Genomic DNA, 25,715 nt, shown 5'->3' with positions numbered 1-25,715 from the left:
CAATCTCTCTGTCACACATCTGGTCTGAGCCCGCGGGGCGTCAGATGTCGAGGAAGCGGACGTCCTTGGCGTTGCGCTGGATGAAGCTGCGTCGGGACTCGACGTCTTCACCCATCAGCACGCTGAAGATCTCGTCGGCGGCGGCGGCGTCCTCGATGGTGATCTGCTGCAGGGTGCGCGTGGTGTGATCCATCGTCGTCTCCCACAGCTCCTTCGGGTTCATCTCACCGAGACCCTTGTAGCGCTGGATGCCGGCGTCCTTCGGGATCCGCTTGCCGTTGTCGAGGCCGTGCTTGAGCAGAGCGTCGCGCTCGGCATCGCTGAACACGTACTCGTGCGGGGAGTTCGACCACTTCAGTCGGTACAGCGGCGGCATCGCGAGATACACGAAGCCGGCCTCGATGAGTCCGCGCATGTAGCGGAACAGCAGCGTGAGCAGCAGCGTGGTGATGTGCTGGCCGTCGACGTCGGCATCGGCCATCAACACGATCTTGTGATAGCGCGCCTTCTCGATGTCGAACTCTTCGCCGATGCCCGTGCCGAAGGCCTGGATCATCGCCTGGACTTCCTTGTTGCCCAGGGCCTTGTCGAGACGCGCGCGCTCGACGTTGAGGATCTTGCCGCGGAGCGCCAGGATCGCCTGGGTGTGCGGGTCGCGACCCTGCACGGCGGAACCACCGGCCGAGTCACCCTCGACGAGGAAGATCTCGCTGATCGACGGATCCTTGCTCGTGCAGTCCTTGAGCTTGTCCGGCATGGCCGCCGACTCGAAGACGCTCTTGCGACGTGCGGTCTCGCGGGCCTTGCGGGCGGCGAGGCGAGCGGTCGCCGCGTCGAGAGCCTTGCGGATGATGTTCTTGGCCTGGACCGGGTTGCGTTCGAACCAGTCTCCGAGCTGATCGCCGACGACCTTCTGCACGAAAGCCTTCGCCTCGGTGTTGCCGAGCTTGGTCTTGGTCTGCCCCTCGAACTGCGGCTCGCCCAGCTTGATCGAGATGACCGCCGTGAGTCCCTCGCGCACGTCGTCGCCGGAGAGGTTGTCGTCCTTCTCCTTGAGGATGTTGTTCGCACGGGCGTACTTGTTCACCAGGGTCGTGAGCGCCGCGCGGAAGCCTTCCTCGTGCGTTCCGCCCTCGTGGGTGTTGATCGTGTTGGCGTAGGTGAAGACGTTCTCGGTGTACGAGGTGGTCCACTGCATGGCGACCTCGAGAGAGATCTTGCGCTGCGTGTCCTCCGACTCGAACGCGATGATCTCGTCGTTCACGACCTCGGCATGGCGCACCTTGTTGAGGTACTCGACGTAGTCGACGAGTCCGCGCTCGTAGAAGAAGACATCGCCGGGCTGCTTCGTGATCGTCGCGCCCTCTTCCTCCACCTCATAGGCCGAGGACTCGCGCTCGTCGCGCAGATCGATGCGCAATCCCTTGTTGAGGAACGCCATCTGCTGGAACCGCGTGCGCAGTGTGTCGTAGTCGAAGTCGATCGATTCGGTGAAGATCGACGCGTCCGGCCAGAACGTGATGCTGGTACCGGTCTCGTTGGTCGCCTCGCCCTTCTCGAGCTTCTGCTGCGGGATGCCGCCGTCGGCGAAGGAGTGGCGCCAGACGAAGCCCTTCTGCTTGACCTCGACGTCGAAGCGGGTCGACAGCGCGTTCACGACCGAGGAGCCGACACCGTGCAGACCACCGGAGACGGCGTAGGCGCCGCCGCCGAACTTTCCACCGGCGTGCAGGATCGTCAACACGACCTCGACCGTCGACTTGTTCGGGTCGGAGGAGTGCGGGTCGACCGGGATGCCACGACCGTTGTCGACCACGCGCACGCCACCGTCGGCGAGCATCGTCACCGAGATCGTGTCGGCGTATCCGGCGAGTGCTTCATCGACCGAGTTGTCGACGATCTCGTAGACCAGGTGGTGCAGACCGCGCGGACCCGTGGACCCGATGTACATACCGGGGCGCTTGCGCACCGCCTCGAGGCCTTCGAGGATCTGGATCGAGTCGGCTCCGTACTCGCCGGGCTGCTTGATCTTGGGAGAGATCGTGTTGCTCGTGGTCTCGGAGCCGTCGATGGGGTCGGAGGTTCCCCCGGTGTTCGATTCCGTCTCGTCAGCAGGGGATTCAGGCGTCATCAGAGGGCATTCTCCACATCGATATCACGAACTCCCATTCTAGCGGGGTTTCGTCGGGAAATGCCGCTCAACGGCCGTGTGTGGCCCTCTGAGCGTTGTGGACCCCATTCGTGGTGTCCTACCCGTAGGTGTCGCGCGGGCCCCGCCCTGGAACGACTCTGGGACCCCATTTCCAGGAGGGGACGTCCGGTCCGATGAAGCGGAGGTTCTCGACACCCGCGTCGGGATAGCGACGGCCGATCTCGGTGAGGATGGTCGCCCGCATGAACTGGAGGTTCTTCGCCCAGGCCGTCGAGTCGCACTTCACGGTGAGCAATCCGCGCTCGAGAGAGACCGGTTCGGAGTGCTTCGCGGTATCGGCGCCCGCCAGATCGGCCCACTGCCGGACCAGGTCCTCACGGGCGAGCGTGATCTGCCAGCCGGAGTCCCGACTCAGCTTGTCGAGCACCGCGCCGAGTGCACCCGGATCCCGACCCGGGGTGAACGGCGCGTTGTCGTCGTCGGTGACGATGCGGCGCTTGCGCTTCCAGCTCTTCGAGCTCGGCTGCAAGCCGCGCAGACGCAGGTACGTTCCCACGGTTTCGGGCACTTCGACCGGCGGAGTCGATGCGGCGTCAGTCATCCGCTGCCTCCCGCTCGTCGCTGATCGTCCCGGCGTTGATGCGCACCACGTGGGCATGCAGCACCTCGGGGATATCCTCCTCCACCGCTGCGGTCACCACCACCTGCTCGTAGCCGGCCGTCAGAGTCGCGAGGCGCTGTCGCCGATCGGCATCGAGTTCGGCGAAGACATCGTCGAGGATCAGGACCGGGTCTCCCGCCGGGGACTCGCTGCGCAAGAGCTCGGCCGACGCCAGTCGAAGAGCGAGTGCCACCGACCAGGATTCGCCGTGCGAGGCGTAGCCCTTCACCGGGAGATCACGTACGCGCAGGACCAGGTCGTCACGATGCGGACCGGTGAGCGTGAGCCCTCGATCGATCTCGGTCGACCGTTTCGCCGCCAGCGATGCACGGAACAACTCGGCGATGTGCTGCTGATCACCGAGCTTGGCGATGGCCGGTGCCTCCTCCGCATCCGTCGCTGCGTCGTCGTCTTCCTCCGGATCAGCGCCGCCGACCGACAACGCCCACTCCAACTGCGGACGATGGTCGGCGCCGGCGATGGCTTCGTAGGCGTCGGCCACCGGCTGCTGAAGATCGGCAGCCAACCGCTGCCGCGCCGTGATGATCTCGGATCCCAGTGAGACGAGCTTGTCGTCCCAGACATCGAGGGTGCTCAGCCCTTCTCCGCGGATGCCGCGAGCTCTCGCTGACTTGAGCAGAGCATTGCGCTGCTTGAGCACACGGTCGTAGTCCGCGAGGACCGCCGAGATGCGAGGAATGCGCTGGATGAGGAGCTGATCCATGAATCGGCGACGCGCAGACGGATCGCCGCGCACGATCTGCAGGTCTTCCGGGGCGAAGAGCACGACATGCGCGTAGCGCGGAAGCTCGTTCGGCTTCGACGGCGAGCCGTTGATGCGGGCCTTGTTCGAGCCCTGCCGGTTCACCTGCACCTCGGCGAGAACGCGCCGTTCACCATGCGAGAGTCGCGCACGGATGATCGCGAATTCCTGCCCATCGCGCACCATCGGCGCATCCGACGACACCCGGTGCGAACCGAGAGTGGCGAGGAACACCACCGCCTCAGCCAGATTCGTCTTGCCCTGCCCATTGCGACCCACCAGTACGTTCGGGCCGCGGTGGAGGGCGAGTTCGGCGGTCGCGTAATTACGGAAATCGACCAGACTCAGGTGCTCCACAATCACGGAGTCAGCCTATCTTCGGGGTCTGACACTTGTTCTTCTCTGGTGTTCGCGCGTGGGTCGTGGGTGAGGACGCACCCTTCGCTCGCAGAGCGGGTTCCCTCCCACTTCGTGGGTCCCTCCCGATGCTCGCTCCGGGAGCATCCTCACCCGCGACGGTTCGTAGATCGGCTGACGGCTGATCCGGGAACGTTTCGGGTAGGAGAGAGAAGAGATCAGCGGAGGAGGAGGTTCGGCTGAAGAAGGTACTTGAACGAGTCGAGACCGGCCTGATCGACCGACGTCTGGCTCGTGATGAGCACGGGGCTGAGCTTGTTGGCGTTGTCGCTCGAAGTGAACGTCACGCGGACGAACTCGCTCTTCACCGCACCGAGAGCCTCGATCAGATACTGCGGGTTCAGGCCGAGCGTGACTTCGTCGCCGCCCGAGAGAATCGCGTCGACGGATTCGGAAGCCCTGGCGTGCTCGCTGCCCGAAGCATCCATCGTCACACTGTCGTTCGAGAACGTGAAGCGAAGCGGCGCGGCACGGTCGAGCACGAGCGACACACGCCGGACGGCCTCGACGAGATCAGCGGTGTTCACGACCGCGTAGTGGTCGGTCTGCTCGGGGAAGAGGCGACGGACCGGCGGGAAGTTGCCCTTGATCAGCAGCGATGTGACCGTCTTGTTGCCGGCGGTGAACGCGATGATCTCGCGGTCCCCTGCTCCGGAGAAAGCGATCTGGATGGTGCCGGCGTGGCCGAAGGTCTTTCCGACCTCGAGCAGCGTACGCGCCGGAACCAGTGCGGTCGCCTCGACGGATTCCCCGTCCCACGGAACGTCACGGAGAGAGACCCGGTAACGGTCGGTCGCGACGAGGCTGAGGCTGTGACCCGACACCTCGAGCTGCACGCCGGTCAGCACCGGGGTCACGTCGTCGCGGGAAGCCGCGAATCCGACCTGCGAGATCGCCGTACCGAAGTCATCGGCAGGAACGACGCCGGACGACCCGCTCACCTCGGGGATCGACGGGTATTCCTCGACGGGCATGGCCGCGAGGGTGAACCGGGCGGAGCCGCAGGTGACGGTGATGCCACCGTCTTCTTCGACAGCGATCTCGATCGGAGCGTTCGGAAGCCGGCTGGCGATGTCGGAGAGAAGTCGACCGTGCACGAGGATCGTGCCCGGGGTCTCGACGGTGGCTTCGATCGTCGTCCGTGCGGAGGCCTCGTAGTCGAAAGCCGAAAGTGTGAGTCCGGAACCGTCCGCCTCGATCAGCACACCGGCCAGGATCGGCTGCGGGTTGCGCTGCGGCAGAAGCTTGACGACGAACGAGACAGCCTCGCTGAAGACATCGCGGTTGACCTGAAACCTCACTGGTGCTCCCTTGTCGTCGAACTGTGACGCGTTGTCGTCGGCCCTGCCGGTGCAGGGCTTCCCATGCTAGCCCCCTGTTCGCCCGGATCCCTACGCCGGAGTTCTTGTCGTTCGTTCGACGGTTCTCCCCACCGTCTGGTGATGGGATCGCGCCTTGAAAGACTTAACTCCTTAACGGTGTTAACAGCTGTGGATACTGTGGATAACTCGGTGGATAGCAAGAGCGAGTAAGGAACTACACGCTTGTCAGTTGTGGAATCCCTGAGGAATCCGCGGGCTGGGGCCGGCTACGGGTGCGGAGGCTCCCCCATAGTTATCCACAGGTTTGATCGATTGACCCACATTCGTCCCGATCAGATTGACAGTCATCCACAAGTTATCCACATGTGCATAGAGGCATCTATCCGGTGCCGGGAATGCCTGTCAGGACGCGAAAAGGGGGACTCAGCACCCCTTCGGATGCCGAGTCCCCCTCATACCCGCGTGTCGCGGCGTCAGCGACGCCCGAGCTGCGTGGTGATCTCTGTGACCTGGTTGTAGATCGAACGTCGCTCCTTCATGAGCTCGCTGATCTTCTTGTACGCGTACATGACGGTCGTGTGGTCACGGTTGCCGAAGAGCTGACCGATCTTCGGGAGGGACAGGCTGGTGCGCTCCCGACAGAGGTACATGGCGATCTGTCGAGCGGTCGCGATCTGCTGCGATCTGCTGGAACCGTAGAGGTCGTCGACTGTGAGCTTGAAGTACTGCGCCGTGGCCGTGATGATGTCCGTCGGCGAGATGATGTTGTCCTCGGCCGTGTCGATGATGTCGCGGAGCACGGTCTGGGCCAGCGAGATGTCGAGTGCCGATCGATTCAGGCTGGCGAAGGCGGACACCCGGATGAGGGCTCCTTCGAGCTCACGGATGTTCGAGGAGACCACGGTCGCGATGTACTCGAGGACCTCGTCGGGGATGTGCAGCGCCTCGCTCTGCGCCTTCTTCCGAAGGATCGCGATGCGTGTCTCCAGGTCGGGAGCCTGCACGTCGGTGATCAGACCCCATTCGAAGCGGCTCCGCATCCGATCCTCGAAGCCGGTGAGATGCTTCGGGGCGACGTCACTGGTGATGACGACCTGCTTGTTGTGATCGTGCAGTGTGTTGAAGGTGTGGAAGAAGGCTTCCTGCGTCTCGGCCCGCCCCTGCAGGAACTGGATGTCGTCGATCAGGAGGATGTCGACATCGCGGTACCTGGCCTGGAAAGCGGCGCCACGGTTGTTCGCGATCGAGTTGATGAAGTCGTTGGTGAACTCCTCACTCGAGACGTAGCGAACCTTGACCCCGGCGTAGAGGGACTGCGCGTAGTCACCGATCGCGTGGAGGAGGTGCGTCTTCCCGAGGCCGGAGTCGCCGTAGATGAACAGCGGGTTGTAGGCCTTCGCGGGGGCTTCGGCCACGGCGACGGCGGCCGCGTGGGCGAAGCGGTTCGACTGGCCGATCACGAAGTTGTCGAAGGTGTACTTCGGATTGAGCCGTGATTCGTGGCGCAACTGCGTCGGCTGCTCCATCGGCGACTCCACACGGACCTGCTCGTGTCGCCCGAAATCGCCCACCGCGATCGGCGCCGCCTGCTGCTCGGCCAACTCGTGATTGACCACGACCCGATATGAGGTCACTTCCTCGCCGATGTGCGAGAGCGCCTCCATGATCGGCAGCCGCAGGCGCTTGTTGATCTGCGCGGCGGTGAGATCGTTCGGCACCTCGAGGTAGAGCGTCGCGGACATGACGCCGGCCGGGACTGCCAGACTCAGAAATCCCTGCAGCTGGGGAGTGACACGATCGTCATCGACCAGAAGCTCCTGCACCGTGGTCCAGATGGGGACGTCGGGCTGGGCAGGTGATGACATGACGCTCCGGACGAGGAATCGAGGCGGGGTCGACGTGCTGTGCCCCTGTGGATAACTTAGGATGCCACGGTAGTCACCGCGGCTGTGAACGGCAACCTGCCCTTGAAAATACGCGCGCGTGTTGTGCTCGCCGGGCGAGCCCCGGTTGTGGATAATGGCTGTGCGGTTCGTGCCGGTGGTCGACCACGGAAGCGCGCAGATTTGCTCTGCGCGCCGGTAAGACGTACCCTAAGTCGGTTGACTTATGCCTTTTTCGGCAGTTCCCCATGTCTCCGGTCGAAGTGAATCCGGTGGCAGCATTCCCGGAGTGATTCCATGAGCAAGCGCACTTTCCAGCCCAACAACCGTCGTCGCGCCAAGAAGCACGGCTTCCGTGCCCGCATGCGTACGCGTGCCGGCCGCGGCATCCTCGCTGCCCGCCGTGCGAAGGGCCGCACCGAGCTCTCTGCGTAGTCCACTGTGCTCGCCCGCCCGTATCGGCTGACCCGCGGGAGCGACTACCGTCTGGTCGTTCGACGCGGATCCCGTTGTGGCGGGGCGCGCGTCATCACCTCGATGTTGACGACGGGCGAGAGCAGGGCCGCGAGGTTCGGATTCATCATCAGCAAGCAGGTAGGCACCGCTGTGGTGCGCAACACCGTGCGTCGGCGACTCAAAGCCGTGTGCGCGGAAGCGCTGCAACGCGTTCCCGAGGGCACGGATGTCGTCATCCGTGCCCTTCCTGCGTCGGCGACGGCATCCTTCGCGGAACTCCGCGCTGACGTCGATCGGTGTCTGAGTCGACTCGCCCCAACGGTCGCGGTGTCGGCATGACCGCTCTCCCGGCCTCGTCCATCGGGACGGCGCGCATGCAGTCGCAGGATGTGCTTCGCAGCGTTCCCCTGGTGCCGCGCAATCTGGTGCTGGGATTCCTCACCGCCTATCGCAAGGTGATCTCCCCGATGTATGGAGATGTCTGTGCGTACTACCCCAGCTGTTCCGCCTACGCTGTAGGTGCGGTGCAGCAGCACGGCGCGGTGAAGGGGGCGGTGCTCTCGGCATGGCGCATCCTCCGCTGCAATCCCTGGACCAGCGGTGGCGTCGACGACGTCCGTCCGCATGAACACTTCCGCTACGACCTGACTGCACACGGTTTCGTCGTCCCTTCCCGAAAGGACTGATCGGTGGGTCTTGACCTTCTGCTAGCCAGCTCCACTCCCAGCGATGCACCTGCTGCGGGTGGCTTCGATCTGATCGGCACCATCCTCTGGCCGCTGAAGTGGGTCGTCGAACTCATCCTCGTCGCCTGGCACTGGCTGCTGACCACCGTCGGCCTTCCCGCCGCATCCGGTCTCACCTGGGTGTTGTCGATCGTCGGACTCGTCATCGTCGTCCGTGCCGCCCTGATCCCGCTGTTCGTGAAGCAGATCAAGAGCCAGCGAAAGATGATGGAAATTGCTCCTGAACTGCGAAAAGTTCAGGAGAAATACCGAGGTAAGAAAGATCAGCTCTCTCGCGAGGCCATGAGCCGCGAGACGATGGCCCTGTACAAGAAGCACGGCACGACGCCGATGTCGAGCTGTCTGCCGCTGCTCGTGCAGATGCCGATCTTCTTCTCTCTGTACAGCGTTCTGAGTGACGTCAGCAAGCACGCCAAGGACAGTGTCGGTGGCGTCGGGTTGCTGAGCCCGGAGCTCACCAAGGAGTTCTACGACGCGAAGCTCTTCGGAGTCGCTTCGCTGCACGAGACCCTGGGCAACGCGGTCGACGCGCAGAACACGACCGCGATCGTCATCCTGGTCACGCTCGTCGTCCTCATGATCGCCTCGCAGTTCTTCACGCAGCTGCAGATCATCTCGAAGAACCTGTCGCCCGAGGCCAAGACCGGCCAGGCGTACCAGATGCAGAAGATCATGCTCTATGTCCTTCCGCTGGGCTTCATCTTCTCGGGTGTCTTCTTCCCGCTCGGTGTCGTCGTGTACTGGTTCATCTCGAACCTCTGGACCATGGGACAGCAGTTCCTCGTCATCCGCGAGATGCCGACTCCCGGCTCTGAAGCCGCCAAGGCCCGTGAAGAGCGTCTCGCTCGCAAGGGCAAGGCGATCGACTCCTCAGGCAAGGTCGTGCCGATGGCCGCATACGAGGCGGAGCAGCAGCGTCTGCTCGAAGAGGCCGAGAAGGCCAAGGCGGAAGCACCGAAGCGTCAGCAGCCGGTGGGTAAGAAGCGCGCGAAGAAGAAGGGGAGCGGCTCATGACTGAGACCATGACCGAGAACACCGAGCCCACGGTGGCTCAGCTCGAGAACGAAGGCGACGTCGCGGCGGACTACCTCGAGGAACTTCTCGACATCGCCGACATCGACGGAGACCTGAATCTCGACGTCCGTCAGGGCCGCGCCTACGTCTCGATCGAAGCTGAGGGCGACGGGCTGTCCCTGCTCTCCGCCCCCGATACGGTGCAGGCGCTGCAGGAGCTGACCCGTCTGGCCGTGCAGAGCAAGACTGGCTCGTTCTCGCGCCTCATCCTCGACATCGCCGGCTCGCGCGACACGCGCCGTCGCCAGCTCGAGACGCTCGTCGACGCTGCCGCAGCCAAGCTCGATGAGGGTTCGTCCCAGGCCTCGCTGCCCTCGATGTCCAGCTATGAGCGCAAGCTCGTGCATGACATCGCCGCGGAACGTGGGCTCGTCTCCGAGTCGTACGGCGAAGGCGCTGACCGGCACACGGTTCTCCGCCGTCGTTGATGTTTCACGTGAAACATCGATTCTGTGTGAACCTTCATGAGTGAGCTCGAGCAGGAACCGCCGATCTCCGCCGAGCTGTTCGGAGATCGCATCGAGATCGCGCGGGCGTTCACAGCAGCGCTCGCACGTGAAGGGGAGGAGCGAGGACTCATCGGTCCTCTAGAGCTTCCTCGCCTGTGGACGCGCCACATCCTCAACAGTGTGATCGCCGCGCCTCTCTTCCGCGGTTCTGTTGCCGACATCGGATCCGGTGCGGGCCTTCCCGGGATCGTGCTCGCAATCGCTCGTCCTGATGTGGAGTGGACGCTCGTCGAACCGATGGAGCGTCGGATCACCTGGCTCAATGAACAGGTCTCGGAACTCGGGCTGACGAACACGACCGTGCTGCGTGCGCGGGCTGAAGACGTGCCCCCCGCAAGTTTCGATGTCGTGACGGCGCGCGCGGTGAGCGCGCTGCGGACTCTCGTCCCGATCACGGCACCGCTGGTGCGTGACGGGGGAGAGCTCATCCTTCTCAAGGGTATGAATGCGGCGAACGAGGTCGAGGCTGCTCAGAAGCAGATCAAGAAGTTCCGTCTCTCCGACGTACGGGTGGAAGTACTGGGAGAGGGTGTGCTGCCGGAGACGACCCGCGTGGTCCGAGCTCGAGTGCGCTGAGCTTCTGCCATCAGGTAAGCGGGGTGTTTCACGTGAAACACCCCGCTTCTTCGTATCGGGGTAGTCGCGGCGCATCGATGTTTCACGTGAAACACCGCGATAGCTGTAGCTGGCGAAGCCTTCTCATCTACCGGTGGACACCGCTCGGCCGCCGGATTTCGTGCGGGAGAAACCCGGTGTGCATTCGGTCGCCCGTGGGGACTTCACGCAGTCGACCGTGGTCTTCCCTGCGAGTAGGAAGGAGTTCGCGGCTGAGATGGTGACCGTGCACGGAGTTCTACCCATCGACGCGACGCATGCCTGCAAACCAGGGATCTCCGTGCGCGGTGTTTCACGTGAAACGGGCGACCGGTCCTACGGAGGAGGTTCTCCTCTTCTGCCGCGTACCCGTATATCGATGGCGGGTATGACGAACGGGGGAGGCGTCGCGATGGCTGTGAAGGCTGCGGTTCCGGGAGGTAGTGCTCTGTGAGGACCGGGGTGGCTCCCGCTGGTCTGGGCGCTGTTCCCCTCGGCCTCGTCTCGAGCGGTCGCGACCCACTCGTCGTGAGCTTCACCGGTGCTGGTCGGAAGGCGGCGCCGGAACGAGCGGTGATGCCGGCGTGGGGACGGTACGTCTGTGAAGTCGGAGGAACGGCCCACGGTGTCGATAGCACGGCGAGTTCAGTGGGACCCCCTGCGAGGTGCCGCGGTTCTCCTCTGCCTCAGCGTGGTGCCGGAGGCGGACGTGGACGATGTTTCACGTGAAACGTCGCTCTGCGGGGCAGTGTGCCCCGCCAGAACAGGTGTGGCGTACGACGGTGCAACTACCCGCTGCGGTTCAGACACCGCAGTGTCGCCTTGCTGGTGGGCGCGGGTGGGGGAGTGGTTGCCGTCGTTGTCGTGCGCGGCGCGCTCGCACAGCTTCGCTCCAGTCTCTGCACCACACATGTCGAGCCCGCTGCCCGGGTGGCTTCGGGCTATCGTCACTCCTTCCGCCGCATCAGTTGCCTGCGCGAGCGGCCGACCACTCCCTCCCAGCCGACCAGATTGCTCGTGAGGGTTGTCGGCCCCCGTGCCCGCCTCATGAGGAAGTGAATCCGTCATCGTTTCACGTGAAACATCGATCCAGGTGCGTGGTGCGGAGAGCATGGATCCCCTCTCGTCCGGTCGCGGTGCCCATCGAAAGCGAGCTGTGCGGGCTCGCTTCCTGCGGGATCGGAGGCACGTCGTGGACTCGCGTAAGCCGGTGTCGCCCGCAGCGATTAGAGTGGAACGCGGCCCCGAAAGGAGTGGATGTTTCACGTGAAACAATCCGAGAAGACATCGACGAACGAATCGTTCGGGATGGATACACCGCTCGCGCGGGAGATTGCCGACCTTTCGGCCCGGAGGCGCGCACTGGAGGCCGCATCGGTCGAGTTCACCGGCGAGACGCGCGTCCTGACGGTGTCGAACCAGAAGGGCGGCGTGGGGAAGACCACGACGGCCGTGAACATTGCGTCCGCCCTCGCGGGCCTGGGGGCGAAGGTCCTGGTCATCGACCTCGACCCGCAGGGCAATGCGTCGACCGCGCTCGGTGTTCCGCACAGCGCCGACATCCCCAGTGTCTACGACGTGCTCATCGAGGAGTTCCCCCTCGCCGACATCGTCCAGCCCAGTCCCGAAGATCCCAACCTCTTCTGCGCGCCCAGCACGATCCACCTCGCAGGGGCGGAGATCGAGCTCGTCGCACAGGTGGCCCGCGAACACCGGTTGCGGCGCGCGCTCGTGGACTACCTCGCCGACAATCCGATGGACTTCGTGATCATCGACTGCCCGCCGTCGCTGGGGCTCCTCACGATCAACGCCTTCACGGCCGCATCCGAGGTTTTCATCCCGATCCAGTGCGAGTACTACGCACTGGAGGGGCTGAGCCAGCTGCTCGGCAGCATCCAGATGATCCAGAAGCATCTGAATCCCGACCTGCATCTCTCCACCATCCTGCTCACGATGTTCGACGGCCGCACCCGCCTCGCCCAGCAGGTCGCTGAAGAGGTGCGCACGCACTTCCCGGATCAGGTGCTGGAGACGGTGATTCCGCGCTCGGTCCGTGTATCCGAAGCGCCGAGCTTCGGACAGACCGTGATCGCCTATGACGGACAATCCGCCGGCGCCATCGCCTACCGCGAGGCCGCTGTCGAGATCGCATCGCGGACAGCGACGCAGAGCAAGGAGAAATGATGGCCAAGCGCACTGGACTGGGTCGGGGTATCGGGGCCCTGATCCCCACGGCTGATCAGGCGGAGCGTCCCGTCGATGTGTTCTTCCCCGGTGCGAGCCTGCGGCCGGCTGCCGCGGAGGCGACGGTCGGGCCGGATGCCGAGGCCCCGGCGCTGGAAGAGGTCCCGGGGATCCACCTGGTCCAGGTCGACCCGAACGCGATCGTCCCGAATCCGCGCCAGCCGCGGACGCACTTCAACCCGGAAGACCTCGCGGAGCTGGTGCACAGCGTGCGCGAGTTCGGCGTGCTGCAGCCCGTGGTCGTGCGCAAGAACACCGAGGGCGAGTACGAGTTGATCATGGGGGAGCGGCGCACCCGCGCCGCTCGTGAGGCAGGACTCGAGACGATCCCGGCCATCGTCCGCGAGACGGCCGATGAGGATCTCCTCCGCGATGCCCTGCTGGAGAACCTCCACCGGTCCGAGCTCAATCCGCTGGAAGAAGCATCTGCGTACCAGCAGCTTCTGGAGGACTTCGGCATCACTCAGGAGGAGCTGGCCACGCGCATCGGCCGCTCGCGGCCCCAGATCAGCAACACGATCCGGCTCCTGAAGCTGCCCGTCCCCGTGCAGCAGCGCGTCGCTGCCGGCGTGCTGACCGCCGGCCACGCCCGCGCGATCCTCAGTCTCGAGAATCCCGAATCGATGCAGCGCCTCGCCGACAAGGTCGTGAACGAAGACCTCTCCGTGCGCGCCACGGAAGAGGCTGCGAAGTCGCAGCCGTCGGCCGGCAAGACGACGAAAGCGACTCCCGGAGCACGGCGGGCATACCTCGACGAGGTCGCCGGAAAGCTCGGTGACCGGCTGAACACTCGCGTCAAGATCGCACTCGGTGCACGAAAAGGCCAGGTCACGATCGATTTCGCTTCGATTCAGGATCTCAATCGAATTCTCGAGGAGCTCGGCGAGAGCGGCTACGGCTCCGCCAGGTAACACCCACCGTCGTCCGCCCTTCATCTAGACTCGCGTCATCTCGACGTCGAGGGGGAGTCAGTCATGTCCAGAGCAACAGGTCCAGCCGCCATCAAGCGCCGTGTGATCGGGGTCAGTATCGCGGCGGCGTTGGGTGGATTCCTCTTCGGGTTCGACACCGCCGTGATCAACGGTGCCGTTGATGCCTTGGCCGGCGATGTCTCCGGGTTCGACCTCGGAGCCGCGCTGAAGGGATTCGCGGTCTCTTCAGCGCTCATCGGGTGCGCGATCGGAGCGTGGTTCGCGGGACTCGTCTCGAACAGATACGGACGCATTCCGGTCATGGTCGCCGCGGCCGTGCTCTTCTTCGTCTCGGCGATCGGATCGGGCCTCGCCTTCGGTGTGATCGATCTGATCTTCTGGCGTGTGGTCGGAGGACTGGGTGTCGGTGCGGCCTCGGTGATCGCCCCCGCGTACATTGCCGAAGTATCGCCCGCAGCCGTCCGTGGACGTCTGGGATCCCTGCAGCAGTTGGCCATCGTCACCGGAATCTTCGCTGCCCTCCTGTCGGATGCTCTGCTGGCCAATATCGCCGGCGCCGCAGACCAGCCGCTCTGGGGACTCACCGCCTGGCGATGGATGTTCATCGTCGAAGCCATTCCGGCACTCGTGTACGGGATCATGGCGCTACGACTCCCCGAATCCCCGCGCTACCTGGTGCGAAAGGGGGAGCTGAAACGGGCGGAGGAGGTTCTCCAGACCGTCACGGGGACGATTGACGTCGACGCGAAGATCTCCGAGATCACGGGGACCATCGACACCGAGCGCGCTGAGTCCCTGCGAGACCTTCGGGGCAACAGGTTCGGACTGAAGCCGATCGTCTGGATCGGCATCCTGCTCTCGGTATTCCAGCAGTTCGTCGGCATCAATGTGATCTTCTACTACTCGACGACCCTGTGGCAGTCGGTCGGATTCGACGAGTCGAGCGCCCTGCTCACCTCCGTCATCACGTCGGTGACGAACATCGTCGTGACGATCGTCGCCATCCTGCTCGTCGACAAGATCGGGCGGCGCATCATGCTCCTCGTGGGATCCGTCGGCATGACTGTCACGCTGGGGCTCATGGCCGTCGCGTTCTCGTTCGGCACGCTCGACGCTCAGGGGACGGCGACGCTTCCGGACCCGTGGGCGACCGTCGCCCTGGTCTGCGCGAACGGCTTCGTGGTCTTCTTCGGCGCGAGCTGGGGTCCGCTGGTCTGGGTGCTGCTGGGCGAGATCTTCCCGAACTCCATCCGCGCCGGTGCTCTCGCGGTGGCTGCGGCAGCACAGTGGGTCGCGAACTTCTTCATCTCGACCACGTTCCCGGCCTTCGCCGAGATCGGACTCACGTTCGCCTACGGCTTCTACGCGTTCTTCGCCCTCCTGTCGTTCTTCTTCGTGTTCTTCAAAGTTCCCGAGACCAAGGGCAAGGAGCTCGAGGAGATGACCGAGAACATGAAGGTCGTGCGACGCGGGGGTCCGCAGCAGACGTAGGCTGGATGTATGACCGAGTCCGTACAGCGCCGCGCCAGCCTGGAAGTGCTGCGCGCGGAGGCGGCAGACGAGCTCGCGGTCCTCATCCAGGAGCGACTCCTCGGCGGGGAGGACCCCTGGGAGTTCATGGAGGAGCTGCCGAGCGTCGACGAGCTGGTCGTCTACCTCCTGCGCGCCGACAACATCAACGCGAACGACGGAGTGCGCCCGAACGCCGCTCGGCACTACCGTGTGCTGCGGCAGATCGCCCTTGAGTACCCCGAGCTCACTTCAGCAGTCTGGGGGCTTCTCGACGAGAAGCAGCGCCACCGACGCTGGGACCCCAGCGTCGCCGACGCCTCCTGACCGCCTGAGGACACGAAAAAGGCCGCCACCCCCGGGGGATGGCGGCCTTTCGACGTCAGAGGATCAGCCGATGAATGCGGCGAGGTCCTTCTCGAGCGCGAACTTCGGCTTCGCACCGATGATGGTCGTCTTGACCTCACCACCGTGGAAGACCTTCATCGCCGGGATCGACGTGATCTGATACTTCATCGCCAGCTCGGGGTTCTCGTCGACGTTGAGCTTGAGGATGGTGATCTTGTCGGGGTTGTCGGCCTGGATCTCGTCCAGAACCGGCGCGACCATGCGACACGGACCACACCACTCAGCCCAGAAGTCCACCAGCACCGGACCGTCGGCCTGCAGAACGTCCTGCTCCCAGGTCGCCTGGCTCGTAGCCTTTGCACTCATCAGAGTTCTCCTTGATTGGGGTTCGCCTGCTACAACAGCAAACGAGGGAAAAGTGTTCCCGCCGCCTCAGGCGACGATGATCTCGGCGGCCTCCGCAGCCGGAACCTCCACGGAGGCATCCTCGAGATCAGCGAGGAAGTGCTCCGCATCGAGGGCCGCGACCGTGCCGGTACCGGCGGCCGTGATGGCCTGGCGGTACGTCGGGTCGATCACGTCGCCGGCGGCGAACACGCCGGGAACCGAGGTCTTCGACGAACGGCCGTCGACCCAGATGGTGCCCTCGGGCGTCAGCTCGAGTTTGTCGTGCACGAGGTGCGTGCGCGGGTCGTTGCCGATCGCGATGAAGAGTCCGTCGATGGGAAGGTCGCTGAGCGTGCCGTCGACCGTGTTGCGCAGCTGCACACCGGAGACGGAGTCGCCACCGAGGACCTCGGCGACCTCGCTGTTCCACACGAACTCGATCTTCTCGTTCGCGAAGGCGCGCTCCTGCATGATCTTCGAGGCACGCAGCGTGTCCTTGCGGTGGATCACGTAGACCTTCGAGGCGAAACGGGTGAGGAACGTGGCCTCTTCCATGGCGGAGTCGCCACCGCCGACGACGGCGATCGTCTTCTCGCGGAAGAAGAACCCGTCGCAGGTGGCGCACCAGGAGACGCCGTAGCCGGAGAGACGCTCCTCACCGGCGATGTCGAGCTTGCGGTAGGCCGAGCCGGTCGCGTAGATCAGCGACTGCGTCTCGTGCACGGCACCGGAGCCGAGCGTGACCGTCTTGACGGGGCCGTCGAGGTCGAGCTCGGTGACGTCGTCGTAGAGGACCTCGGTGCCGAACTTCTCGGCCTGCTCCTGGAACTTCGCCATCAGCTCAGGACCCTGGATGCCCTCGGGGAAGCCCGGGTAGTTCTCGACCTCGGTGGTGTTCATGAGCTCGCCGCCGACCTCGACCGAACTCGCGATGAGCAGCGGCTTGAGGTTGGCCCTGGCCGCGTAGATGGCAGCCGTGAATCCGGCGGGGCCGGAGCCGATGATGATGACCTGACGCATGTGCTCTCCGTCTTAGAAACTGCGGTCGAATGACCTTCGACTGCTTCAACCCATGGTAACCGCGCGGCATTCCCTCGCCAGTGTGCGCCACCGGGCTGGGAGACGGCTCCGGATGCGGATCAGCGGCCGGGCAGGAAACGACGCACGAGGCCGCCGGCCGCCTTGAGCTCGGGGGCGCGCATGAGGGCGAGGATCGCAACGTAGACGACGACGACCGTGAGGCCGATGATCGCGGTCGCGAGAGTTGCCGGGATGACACCGGACGTCGCCCACCCTAAGGGGCCGCCGAGGAGCAGATACACGCCCCAGCCGGCGAAGCCGGCAGGGACTCCCGCCACGGCGAATCGCAGGATGGCGAGCATCCAGGACCCCACCCCGAGCCCACCGATCTTCCGGTGCAGCAGCCAGGTGGCGACGATCGTCTGCAGGGTGCTTGCGACGGACTGACCGAGGGCGACGGCTGCGGCGAGCTGGGTCAGCGGGATCACGTCTGCGGCGAGGAGCCCGGCCGCGGCCAGAGCGGTGATCACGATGAGCACGCACTGGAAGATCGTGAACCAGAACGGCGTGCGGGTGTCGTCGTAGGCGTAGAACGTGCGCTGGACGATGAAGAGGATCGTCAGCGGGATCAGGCTGATCAGGTAACAGAGCAGCACCAGGGCAGCGCCCTGCGCATCGGGCGCGCTCTCTGTGAAGACGCGCGAGGCGGGAATCGCGGCGGCGGCTACGGCCGCCACTGCGGCGACGATGAAGAACAGGAGGGTGCGGATGCTGCGGGAGATGTCTCCCCGCACCTCGTCGTGACGACCGGCTGCCGCATGCTCGCTGATCTGCGTGAAGTACGGCGTCCCGATCGAGAGCACGATGACCGAGTACGGCAGCATGAAGATCAGCCAGGCATTGCCGGTGACCGCGAGCGAGGCACCCGATTCGGAGGCGGCGCTGACGATCCGTCCCTGAAGGATCCCTGCCGCGAGCGATGCGAACGCCATGAGGAAAGTCCAGCCGGCGAGCTTTCCGACACCACCCAATCCGACGCCGCGCCAGTGGAAGTCCGGGCGGAGTGCGAGACCGGTGCGCCGCCAGAACAGCAGGAGCACGAGGGCCTGGATGGCGATGCCGAGGGTCGCGGTCCCGCCGAGTGCGGCGATCATGTCCGGCGTCCAGTCCGCAGCGCTTCGGGACACGGGCGAGAACACCCATCCCAGCAGGAGGAAGCCGATGATCGAGACGATGTTGTTGACGACGGGGGCCCACGTGAACGGGCCGAAGATGCGGCGGGCATTCAGTGCTTCGCCGAGGAGCGCGTAGAGGCCGTAGAAGAGGATCTGTGGAAGACACCAGTATGCGAGTGCTGTCGCAAGTGCCTGGGTCGTGGGCGGGAGACCACCCGCGACGAGCTGGATCAGCCAAGGGGCGGCGATCGTCGCGACTGCGGTGACGGCGACGAGCACGACCGTCCCGAGCGTGAAGAGCTTCGAGATGAACGCGTTGCCGCCGTCGGCATCCGCGGCGGCCTTCACGATCTGCGGCACGATCACGGCTGTGAGGATGCCGACCGAGATGAGCGAGAAGACGCTGTTGGGCAGTGTGTTCGCGGCGGCGAACGCGTCGGCGGGACCCGACTTGTAGGAGCCGATCACTCCGACGAGGACGATACTGCGCAGCAGGCCGGTGAGACGGGAGACGAGAGTGCCGGCGCCGATGACGGCGCTCGCGCGGCCGAGGCTACTCACGCGTGTCTTCTGTCGTGGTGGCGTCCGGGCGGGCTTCCACGGCTTCCTCTTCCTCCAGGGCTTCGATCTGCGCTTCGACTGCTGATTCCTCGACTGCCTCACGCCGCTTGCGGCGCACGGTGCGGATCACACCGAGCGCGATCAGCAGCACGATGATGCCGCCGAGGACGACGAGTCCGATCGTCTCCCACTCCGCACGCACCGCGACCCTGAGCGTCTGATCACCCTGGATCTGCACGCCCGTGGGGCTGTAGAGACTGAGTCGGAGGTCGACCTCGCCGCTGCCCACTCGAGCCGACACGGGCACCTTGATGCGGGTCGTGGACTGAGCCTGCACGATCGTCTCGTCCGGGGACCTGACCTCGAGACGCGGATCCGTCGGCGAGACGAAGAGCTGCACCGTCACAGGCCACGGCAGGTCGTTGCGCACCGCGATCGGCAGATCGGCGTTCGCCGTGAGCAGCTGGATCGTGCTGGACGGGGGGATGTTGACCGCGTCGAGCGTGGCGTTCGTCTGTGCTTGATGATCCGCGAAACCCTCGGCGAACGTGGCGGCCGATGTTCCAACCGACAGCGTGCGTAGGATCCGGATGCGTTCGGGGCTGAGCAGCACCTGGGGGTCGGCGAGGATCGACGAGAACGCGGTGAGCCGGGACTCATCCGTGAGAAGCGTCGTGACCGCGGCGGACCGCGCAGCATCCGGCTCCCCGGTGACGGTCGCCGCGGCGGGCGGGGTAGCCCGGAGCGTCGCGAGCTCGAACCCGGCGGAGTCGGCGGCGGTGATCGCGTCGCGCAGCGCGTCGGAGGAGCGGTTCTCGTCTCGGTCCAGGCCGACGAGCAGGGGAGCGGTGGGGGCGGCACGCTGTGCCAGCTGGAGGAGGGCGGCCGCCTCGGCGAGAAGCCGCTGACGGTCGGCGGGATTCCGCGCCGCCGCCACCCGCGAGAGCACGTCGGAGGTCGCGGCATCCGTGACCAGGAGGTCGTTGCCGCCAGCTGTCGCATGAGCCGCGCTCTGTCCGCCGACCGCCGTCGAGGAGACGATCGTCGTGGTGTCGGCGCCCACGTAGCCGGCGAAGGCGGTCAGGTCGGCGGAGGTGGGGGTCTGCGGCCACAGGATGTGCGGCAGAGCGCCGTCGATCGCCGTGAGTTCGTCATCGCTGGGGAGTGCCGGAGACTCCGTGGCGCTCGGGGTCGGACCGGGTGTCGCATCAGGCGCATCGGTCGGTGCGGCCGTTGCCGGGACTCCCGGGAAGTTCGCGGGATCGAGCAATGGGGTGAGAGCCCGGGGCTGCAGCAGCTCAGGCAGACCCGCCTGCGCCTGCGCCGTCGCATCCGCATCACCGAACTGCAGCGCGAAACGCGCGTTCGGGAGGTTGTCGAGTCGTGTCAGCCAGTCGCGGGCGGTCTCCGGGGCGGCGGTGCCGAGCGCCCGGATCGCGGCGGGGATGGACGGATCGATGGCCAGCACGGCGGTCGTCCCGGCGACGCCGTCGAGCTGCGCGGTCAGGGTTCCTTCGGGAGCGGTGAGCTCCGAGAGCTCGGCGGCCGTCAGCAGTGCGCCGCCTTCCGGCGTCGCCGTGACGGGAACGAGCACCCCGACCTGCGCGGTCTGGGGGGCGGCGATCACCAGCACACTCGTCGCGGTCGCATCCACGGCCTCGGCGTCTGCGGCATCGCCGGTCGAGGCCGTGAGTTCCGCGCGCAGCGGGTAGACGCCGGGCGCGAGGTCACCCAGGGTCGCCTCGGACACGAAGATCGTGGTCGTCGCCGACGCACCGCCATCGATCGGATCGGTGTCTTCGGCGCCGATGGAGGCGAAGGCCCCTGTCGCCTCGCCGTCGTCGAGCCAGGTGGAGACGGCCTCAGCATCGGTGAGCGGGGTGCGATTGAGTTCGACCTCGACCTGACCACCCGTGGTGAGTGCCGCGTCGGTGGCGTTCTCCACGGTGACGATCGCCGACGTGGACGACCCCGGTGCGACGAGCCCGCGAAGACCGGCCGAGACATGCAGCTCGACGCTCTTTTCGTCGTCGGATTGCGCCTGATCGGCGGCGACCGCGGCGCTCGGTGCGACGAACGCACAGCCGCTCACTGCGATCGCGAGAACAGCGGTCGCTCCTGCGAGCCGTCGCAGGCGCGCACGGAGGCCGATGTCGGGGGTGATCGCGGTCATGAAGGTCTTCCTCGAACGCCCGGGAAGAGGCTGCTCGTGAGTACTGACCTAGTGATTCTAGGAGGCTCTGCGAAAGAGAACCCTGAAGACGCGTAGAGTGACGGCCGTGTCCGACACCCCCGCACCGGTCCCCGACCCTCTCCGCACGGCCGCGCTCGCCGCGGATCTCGACGCTGCGGACCTCCGCTCCGAGCCGCTGCGGCGCCTGTGGGGTGAGGAGGCGGACGACGCACTCGCCCGCGGGATGCGGGAGCCGATCCTGCGGGCCATCGACGGTGACTCCGGAACGCTCGCCACGCTCGGGCGTCTGCTCGTGCTCGGAATGCCACAGCCGCGCGCCCATGTCATCGACGCGCTGCCGCGGCTCGGAGTGGACGGACTCGTGGCACTCGGTCTCGCCGAGGCGGACCCCGACACGGTGACGCCGACGGCCCTGCTGCGACCGCAGTCGTTCGTCGACGCCGACGGGGTGGGGGAATGGTGGATCGCGAGCGATCTCGATGAGGTCGCCCTCGACGCCCCGTTGCCCGCCGACCACGTGCTCGGTGTCGGCGGGGCATCGCGCACGCTCGCCGAGACCATCGTCCCGATCGAAGTGGAGCGCGCGCTCGACCTGGGCACCGGATGCGGCATCCAGGCGCTCCTCGTCGCACGACGTGCCGGCACGGTCGTCGCGACCGACATCTCGACCCGTGCCCTCGCGTTCGCCGAAATCAACGCCCACCTCAACGGGGTGACGAACATCGAGTTCCGCCACGGCAGCATGTTCGAGCCGGTGGCGGGGGAGGCGTTCGACCTGATCGTCTCGAATCCTCCGTTCGTGATCACCCCGCGCGTCGAGGGAGTGCCCGCATACGAATACCGTGACGGCGGACTCGTGGGGGATGCGCTGGTGGAGCAGTTCATCCGCAGCGCCCCTGCCCACCTGACCCGGAACGGCATCGCGCAGCTGCTCGGCAACTGGGAGTCGAAGGCCGCGATCACCGGGCTCGCACGTCTCGAAGCCTGGGTGCCGGCCGAACTCGACCTCTGGGTGATCGAGCGGGAGGAACTCTCGCCTCTGGGCTACGCGGAACTGTGGATCCGCGATGGGGGGACCACGCCGCGCGACCCCGGTTTCACGCCGCTGCTGACCGCATGGCTCGACGACTTCGCCGCCCGTGGAGTGACCTCGATCGGCTTCGGCTACGTGCTGATGCGTCGGGGCACCTCGGGCGAACCACTGCGGCGCACCGAGCGCATCGCCCAGCACATCGCGAACGTCGGGGCCGCCCTGGCGACGGGCCTCGCGGCGCAGGATGTGCTCGCCGAAGGGCTGCCGGCCACCCTGGTGGTCGCTGCCGACGTCACCGAGGCGCGGCATCTGATGCCGGGTGACGACGACCCGAGCGTGATCGAGCTGCGTCAGGGCGGCGGCTTCGGTCGCACGATCTCTGTCGACCCGGCTCTCGCCGGTTTCGTCGGCGCCTGTGACGGCGAGCTCACCGTGGTGCAGATCGCGGCCGCGCTGGCGGACCTCTTCGAGGTGCCGCTCGCCGACCTGTGGGCCGACCTCGAGCCCCGCATCCGCTCCCTCATCCTCGACGGCATCCTGCTGCCGGGGGAATAGTCCTCAGATTCATGCGTTGGAATAGATCATGAAGGCTTTCGGATTCCTCTCTTTCGGTCACTACGCCGACGTGCCCGGCTCGGCGACCCGTACCGCGGGCGACATGTTGAAGCAGACGATCGAGATCGCCGAGGGAGCCGACGAGATCGGTGTGAACGGCGCCTCGGTGCGCGTGCACCACTGGGCGCGTCAGGCCGCTTCTCCGATGCCGCTGCTGTCGGCGATGGCCGCACGCACGAAGCGCATCGAAGTCGGCACCGGCGTGATCGACATGCGCTATGAGAACCCGTTCCAGTTCGCCGAAGAGGCGGCCGCCCTCGACTTCATCGCCGACGGCAGGATCGCGCTCGGCGTGAGCCGTGGTTCACCCGAGACGGCGCTGCGCGGCTATGAGACGTTCGGCTACGTCGACGAGGAAGACCCGGAGCGCGGCAGCGTGCTCGCGCGGGAGAAGTTCGACCTGTTCCTGCGGGCGATCGACGGCGAGGGCCTCGCTCCCGGTGACCCGCGGATGGTGGGTGCCGGTCGGTACCTCGCGATCGAGCCGCAGTCGCCGACCCTGCGCGATCACATCTGGTGGGGCTCGGGTTCGCGCGCCACGGCCGAGGAGACCGGACGCAAGGGTCTCAACATGATGAGCTCCACCCTCGTGACCGAGGCGACGGGTCAGCCGTTCCACGAGCTGCAGCGCGAGCAGATCGAACTGTTCCGCTCCGCATACAAGGAGGCGGGGCACACCGGCCGCCCGCGGGTCTCGGTGAGCCGCAGCGTCTTCCCGCTCGTCTCCGACATGGACCGGGCGTACTTCGGCTTGCGCAGCGAGGAGAACGCCGACCAGATCGGTGTGATCGACGGCTTCCGCTCGACGTTCGGCAAGACCTACGCCGCCGAACCGGACGTGCTCATCGCGCAGCTGAAGCAGGACGAGGCCGTGATGGCCGCCGACACCCTTCTGCTGACGATCCCGAACCAGCTCGGCCCGGAGTACAACCTGCACGTGCTCGAGGCGTTCGCGACACACGTCGCACCGGCGCTCGGCTGGAAGCCCAACACGGAAGGACCCGTCCAGGGCGACGCGATCTGACGCGGCGCGCGCCCGCTGGCCGGCACCCCGTATCGAGGAATTCACTTTCGGACCGCACCGGTATATCAGTACGCTGACCGCATGCGTGCCTCTCGCAGAGCGACCATCGCCGGAACCATCGTCCTCATCGCGGTGCTCGTCGGCGTCCTCCCGGCCTCGGCCGCGACCGTCGCCTCCTGGGCGACCTGGCAGCCGCTCGTCGGCGTCGGCGGGGCATTCACGACGTCGGTTGAGGTGGCCGCGCAGCCGGCGATCAGCGCGACCGTCACCAGTGATTCACGGGGTGGCGCACAGATCGGCGTCATCAGCGGGGCCTCGACCTGGCTCTCGGAGGGCACCGCGATCGGGGCGAAGTACGGCTCGAGCAGGGACCAGCCCTACCTGAACCTGCGCCCCCGGGCCGACAACGCCACGAGCCCGTCGACGACGACGTACTCCTTCGCCACGCCGACCCCGACTTCGGGGTGGGCCTTCGCGGTGGGCGACATCGATGCGGACTCGCTGCGGATCCACGCCGTCGCGCCCGACGGACACGTGCTGGATGCGACGGAGATCGGTCTGCGGGACCGGTTCAACTACTGCGCGGAAGGAATCGTCGGCAAGCCGTCGTGCACCGGTGCGGCCGATGATGTGCCGAGTTGGGATGCGACGACTCTCACCCTCACCGGCAACGCGGCGGCCGCGGACACCAGCGGCTCGGCGGCTTGGTTCGAGCCGAGCACCCCGATCAGCTCCCTCAGCCTGATATTCACCCGTCGCTCGGGTCTTCCCGTGTACCAGACCTGGTTCGCGTCGATCGCCCAGGACATCACGGGCACCATCACCGACACGGGGGCGCCGTCATCGGGCATTCCGCTCACACTGACGGACGCGAACGGCACAGTCGTGGGGACCACGACGACCGCGGCAGACGGCACGTACTCGTTCCCCGGGTTCGTCGCCGCTGACGGTTACACCGTGCGCGTGACCCCGCCCGCTGGCAAGATCTCGACCGGGCCGACCACGGTCGCCGTGAACCTCAGCGGCGGGGACGCCGTCGCCGACTTCGGGCTGCGAGACATCGTGCCCGTCGCGGTATCCGGAACCGTGACCGACACCACCGGCGCCCCCATCCCCGGGGTGACCGTGACGATCGACGGACAGACCACCACGACGGACACCGACGGGAACTATCTGTTCGACCAGGTCTCGGTCGGGACGCATCCCGTGACGATCACGACCCCGACCGGCTACACCGTGGCCACTCAGCCGCCGCCGGTCACCGTTCCAGCGGGCAGCGAGGTGCCGATCACGGACGTGGACTTCGTGGTCGCCGAGAACGCCGACCTGCGCGGCGCGGTGCGCGCCAACGGCACGGGCGTGGCCGGCGTCACCGTGACCGCGATCGCTCCCGGCGGGGCGACCCTCACACGGGTGACGGATGCGTCGGGGGCGTACTCGTTCCCCCGACTCGCTGCCGGTGACTACACGATCACGATGACGACGCCCGCGGGATTCGTCGCGACGTCTCCGGCCACGCGGAACGAGCAGGTGGCCGCGGTCGACGTGGAGAACGTGGACTTCGAGCTGGCGCGCCTCGGCGCGATCGACGGCACCGTGCGCGACGACGACGGTGCCCCCGTCGCGGGCGTGGTGGTGACACTCACCGGACCGGGCGCGCCGCAGCAGCTCACGTCCGACGCGGACGGCACGTTCGGGCTCGGCGCCCTGCCGCCCGGCGCCTACACCCTCACGGTTGTGCCCCCGACGGGCACGAGCGTCGTCGGCTCGGCGACGCGCACGGTCGTGATCACCGCGGCCGGCGACGTGATCGCCGAGCAGGACTTCACGCTCGCCGCCGATGCCGTCGTCGTGCCGCCGGACCCGACCGACCCGCCGGACCCGAGCACTCCGCCGACCAGTGGGGGCAACGGGACCGACCCGCTTCCCGCGACAGGACTCGGGCCCGAGACGCTCGCCTGGGCGGCCGGCGGTGCGGCCGTTCTCGTGCTCGGCGCGACACTCCTGATCCTCGGCCGCCGGCGCTCCGCACGGAAGTAGCCCGGGCGGAGAGTCGCACCCGCGTCGCACAGTCCCCCGGGAATCGTGCGACCGAG

General features: G+C 66.2%; 22 protein-coding genes. 13 read left to right on the top strand and 9 right to left on the bottom strand.

Features of this window, described 5'->3' with window-relative positions:
• Positions 1-40 precede the first annotated feature (40 nt).
• From gyrB to dnaA, 5 genes are all read right to left on the bottom strand, one after another.
• Positions 41-2,131, bottom strand: coding sequence for a DNA topoisomerase (ATP-hydrolyzing) subunit B (gene gyrB / locus GZ67_RS0118960; RefSeq protein ID WP_029264203.1), 2,091 nt, complete (start codon positions 2,129-2,131; stop codon positions 41-43).
• 118 nt (positions 2,132-2,249) lie between these two features.
• Entirely contained in the window at positions 2,250-2,753 is a 504-nt protein-coding gene (locus GZ67_RS0118955) for a DUF721 domain-containing protein (RefSeq protein WP_029264204.1), read from the bottom strand.
• On the bottom strand, positions 2,746-3,939 hold the full coding sequence (gene recF, locus GZ67_RS0118950) for a DNA replication/repair protein RecF (protein ID WP_029264205.1): 1,194 nt from the start codon (positions 3,937-3,939) through the stop codon (positions 2,746-2,748). The genes GZ67_RS0118955 and recF overlap by 8 nt, the downstream gene beginning before the upstream one ends.
• 212 nt (positions 3,940-4,151) lie before the next feature.
• Positions 4,152-5,294, bottom strand: coding sequence for a DNA polymerase III subunit beta (gene dnaN / locus GZ67_RS0118945; RefSeq protein ID WP_029264206.1), 1,143 nt, complete (start codon positions 5,292-5,294; stop codon positions 4,152-4,154).
• A 494-nt stretch (positions 5,295-5,788) separates the two neighbouring features.
• Entirely contained in the window at positions 5,789-7,057 is a 1,269-nt protein-coding gene (gene dnaA / locus GZ67_RS0118940) for a chromosomal replication initiator protein DnaA (RefSeq protein ID WP_372469430.1), read from the bottom strand.
• Positions 7,058-7,495: 438 nt separating this feature from the next.
• On the opposite strand from dnaA, the gene rpmH reads away from it, so the two are divergent.
• From rpmH to GZ67_RS0118890, 10 genes are all read left to right on the top strand, one after another.
• The gene (rpmH, locus tag GZ67_RS0118935) at positions 7,496-7,633 is read left to right on the top strand and encodes a 50S ribosomal protein L34 (protein ID WP_013584598.1); all 138 of its coding nucleotides are present in this window, start codon (positions 7,496-7,498) and stop codon (positions 7,631-7,633) included.
• A gap of 6 nt (positions 7,634-7,639) precedes the next feature.
• Complete coding sequence (gene rnpA, locus GZ67_RS0118930) at positions 7,640-7,993, top strand: ribonuclease P protein component (protein ID WP_081860056.1); 354 nt, start codon at positions 7,640-7,642, stop codon at positions 7,991-7,993.
• Complete coding sequence (yidD, locus tag GZ67_RS0118925) at positions 7,990-8,340, top strand: membrane protein insertion efficiency factor YidD (protein ID WP_029264209.1); 351 nt, start codon at positions 7,990-7,992, stop codon at positions 8,338-8,340. The genes rnpA and yidD overlap by 4 nt, the downstream gene beginning before the upstream one ends.
• Positions 8,341-8,343: 3 nt before the next feature.
• Positions 8,344-9,414, top strand: a complete 1,071-nt coding sequence (yidC, locus tag GZ67_RS0118920) for a membrane protein insertase YidC (protein WP_029264210.1) — start codon at positions 8,344-8,346, stop codon at positions 9,412-9,414.
• Positions 9,411-9,902: a Jag family protein gene (locus tag GZ67_RS0118915; RefSeq protein ID WP_029264211.1), complete on the top strand. Its 492-nt coding sequence runs from the start codon at positions 9,411-9,413 to the stop codon at positions 9,900-9,902. The genes yidC and GZ67_RS0118915 overlap by 4 nt, the downstream gene beginning before the upstream one ends.
• A 36-nt stretch (positions 9,903-9,938) precedes the next feature.
• Positions 9,939-10,559, top strand: coding sequence for a 16S rRNA (guanine(527)-N(7))-methyltransferase RsmG (gene rsmG, locus GZ67_RS0118910; RefSeq protein ID WP_029264212.1), 621 nt, complete (start codon positions 9,939-9,941; stop codon positions 10,557-10,559).
• A 1,326-nt stretch (positions 10,560-11,885) separates the two neighbouring features.
• Positions 11,886-12,761 carry a ParA family protein gene (locus tag GZ67_RS0118905; RefSeq protein WP_231481882.1) on the top strand — a complete coding sequence of 292 codons (876 nt, stop codon included), beginning with the start codon at positions 11,886-11,888 and terminating at the stop codon, positions 12,759-12,761.
• Positions 12,761-13,732 (top strand): ParB/RepB/Spo0J family partition protein, encoded by a 972-nt coding sequence (locus tag GZ67_RS0118900; protein WP_029264214.1) that lies wholly within the window; start codon positions 12,761-12,763, stop codon positions 13,730-13,732. Before GZ67_RS0118905 ends, GZ67_RS0118900 begins: the two co-directional genes overlap by 1 nt.
• 63 nt (positions 13,733-13,795) lie before the next feature.
• Positions 13,796-15,244, top strand: coding sequence for a sugar porter family MFS transporter (locus GZ67_RS0118895; RefSeq protein WP_197021091.1), 1,449 nt, complete (start codon positions 13,796-13,798; stop codon positions 15,242-15,244).
• Positions 15,245-15,253: 9 nt separating this feature from the next.
• Positions 15,254-15,589, top strand: a complete 336-nt coding sequence (locus GZ67_RS0118890) for a hypothetical protein (protein WP_017829903.1) — start codon at positions 15,254-15,256, stop codon at positions 15,587-15,589.
• A gap of 63 nt (positions 15,590-15,652) precedes the next feature.
• Here GZ67_RS0118890 and trxA read toward each other — a convergent pair whose 3' ends face one another.
• The 4 genes from trxA to GZ67_RS0118870 form a co-directional block, all read right to left on the bottom strand.
• Positions 15,653-15,976 (bottom strand): thioredoxin, encoded by a 324-nt coding sequence (gene trxA / locus GZ67_RS0118885; RefSeq protein WP_021201395.1) that lies wholly within the window; start codon positions 15,974-15,976, stop codon positions 15,653-15,655.
• Between the two features lie 66 nt (positions 15,977-16,042).
• Entirely contained in the window at positions 16,043-17,017 is a 975-nt protein-coding gene (gene trxB / locus GZ67_RS0118880) for a thioredoxin-disulfide reductase (RefSeq protein WP_029264216.1), read from the bottom strand.
• Positions 17,018-17,136: 119 nt separating this feature from the next.
• Positions 17,137-18,753, bottom strand: a complete 1,617-nt coding sequence (gene murJ, locus GZ67_RS0118875) for a murein biosynthesis integral membrane protein MurJ (RefSeq protein ID WP_029264217.1) — start codon at positions 18,751-18,753, stop codon at positions 17,137-17,139.
• Positions 18,746-20,926 carry a DUF6049 family protein gene (locus GZ67_RS0118870; protein WP_029264218.1) on the bottom strand — a complete coding sequence of 727 codons (2,181 nt, stop codon included), beginning with the start codon at positions 20,924-20,926 and terminating at the stop codon, positions 18,746-18,748. Before GZ67_RS0118870 ends, murJ begins: the two co-directional genes overlap by 8 nt.
• A 97-nt stretch (positions 20,927-21,023) precedes the next feature.
• On the opposite strand from GZ67_RS0118870, the gene GZ67_RS0118865 reads away from it, so the two are divergent.
• The 3 genes from GZ67_RS0118865 (at position 21,024) to GZ67_RS0118855 (ending at position 25,659) form a co-directional block, all read left to right on the top strand.
• The gene (locus GZ67_RS0118865; RefSeq protein WP_029264219.1) at positions 21,024-22,535 is read left to right on the top strand and encodes a DUF7059 domain-containing protein; all 1,512 of its coding nucleotides are present in this window, start codon (positions 21,024-21,026) and stop codon (positions 22,533-22,535) included.
• 28 nt (positions 22,536-22,563) lie between these two features.
• Positions 22,564-23,619, top strand: coding sequence for an LLM class flavin-dependent oxidoreductase (locus GZ67_RS0118860; RefSeq protein WP_029264220.1), 1,056 nt, complete (start codon positions 22,564-22,566; stop codon positions 23,617-23,619).
• An 81-nt stretch (positions 23,620-23,700) separates the two neighbouring features.
• The gene (locus GZ67_RS0118855; RefSeq protein WP_029264221.1) at positions 23,701-25,659 is read left to right on the top strand and encodes an MSCRAMM family protein; all 1,959 of its coding nucleotides are present in this window, start codon (positions 23,701-23,703) and stop codon (positions 25,657-25,659) included.
• The last annotated feature ends 56 nt before the right edge of the window (positions 25,660-25,715 follow it).

The sequence above is a fragment of the Microbacterium sp. Cr-K20 genome (assembly GCF_000708325.1).
GTDB lineage: Bacteria > Actinomycetota > Actinomycetes > Actinomycetales > Microbacteriaceae > Microbacterium.
This window is presented reverse-complemented; position numbering and strand designations above follow the sequence as displayed.

Excerpts from the sequence above, each read along its gene's own strand:
- gyrB (WP_029264203.1), bottom strand. The coding sequence starts at position 2,131 with ATGACGCCTGAATCCCCTGCTGACGAGACGGAATCGAACACCGGGGGA.
- GZ67_RS0118955 (WP_029264204.1), bottom strand. The coding sequence starts at position 2,753 with ATGACTGACGCCGCATCGACTCCGCCGGTCGAAGTGCCCGAAACCGTG.
- dnaA (WP_372469430.1), bottom strand. The coding sequence starts at position 7,057 with ATGTCCGCGACGCTCTACCTCGAGGTGCCGAACGATCTCACCGCCGCG.
- rpmH (WP_013584598.1), top strand. The coding sequence starts at position 7,496 with ATGAGCAAGCGCACTTTCCAGCCCAACAACCGTCGTCGCGCCAAGAAG.
- yidD (WP_029264209.1), top strand. The coding sequence starts at position 7,990 with ATGACCGCTCTCCCGGCCTCGTCCATCGGGACGGCGCGCATGCAGTCG.
- GZ67_RS0118915 (WP_029264211.1), top strand. The coding sequence starts at position 9,411 with ATGACTGAGACCATGACCGAGAACACCGAGCCCACGGTGGCTCAGCTC.
- rsmG (WP_029264212.1), top strand. The coding sequence starts at position 9,939 with ATGAGTGAGCTCGAGCAGGAACCGCCGATCTCCGCCGAGCTGTTCGGA.
- GZ67_RS0118905 (WP_231481882.1), top strand. The coding sequence starts at position 11,886 with ATGGATACACCGCTCGCGCGGGAGATTGCCGACCTTTCGGCCCGGAGG.
- GZ67_RS0118900 (WP_029264214.1), top strand. The coding sequence starts at position 12,761 with ATGGCCAAGCGCACTGGACTGGGTCGGGGTATCGGGGCCCTGATCCCC.
- GZ67_RS0118895 (WP_197021091.1), top strand. The coding sequence starts at position 13,796 with ATGTCCAGAGCAACAGGTCCAGCCGCCATCAAGCGCCGTGTGATCGGG.
- GZ67_RS0118890 (WP_017829903.1), top strand. The coding sequence starts at position 15,254 with ATGACCGAGTCCGTACAGCGCCGCGCCAGCCTGGAAGTGCTGCGCGCG.
- trxA (WP_021201395.1), bottom strand. The coding sequence starts at position 15,976 with ATGAGTGCAAAGGCTACGAGCCAGGCGACCTGGGAGCAGGACGTTCTG.
- trxB (WP_029264216.1), bottom strand. The coding sequence starts at position 17,017 with ATGCGTCAGGTCATCATCATCGGCTCCGGCCCCGCCGGATTCACGGCT.
- GZ67_RS0118870 (WP_029264218.1), bottom strand. The coding sequence starts at position 20,926 with ATGACCGCGATCACCCCCGACATCGGCCTCCGTGCGCGCCTGCGACGG.
- GZ67_RS0118860 (WP_029264220.1), top strand. The coding sequence starts at position 22,564 with ATGAAGGCTTTCGGATTCCTCTCTTTCGGTCACTACGCCGACGTGCCC.
- GZ67_RS0118855 (WP_029264221.1), top strand. The coding sequence starts at position 23,701 with ATGCGTGCCTCTCGCAGAGCGACCATCGCCGGAACCATCGTCCTCATC.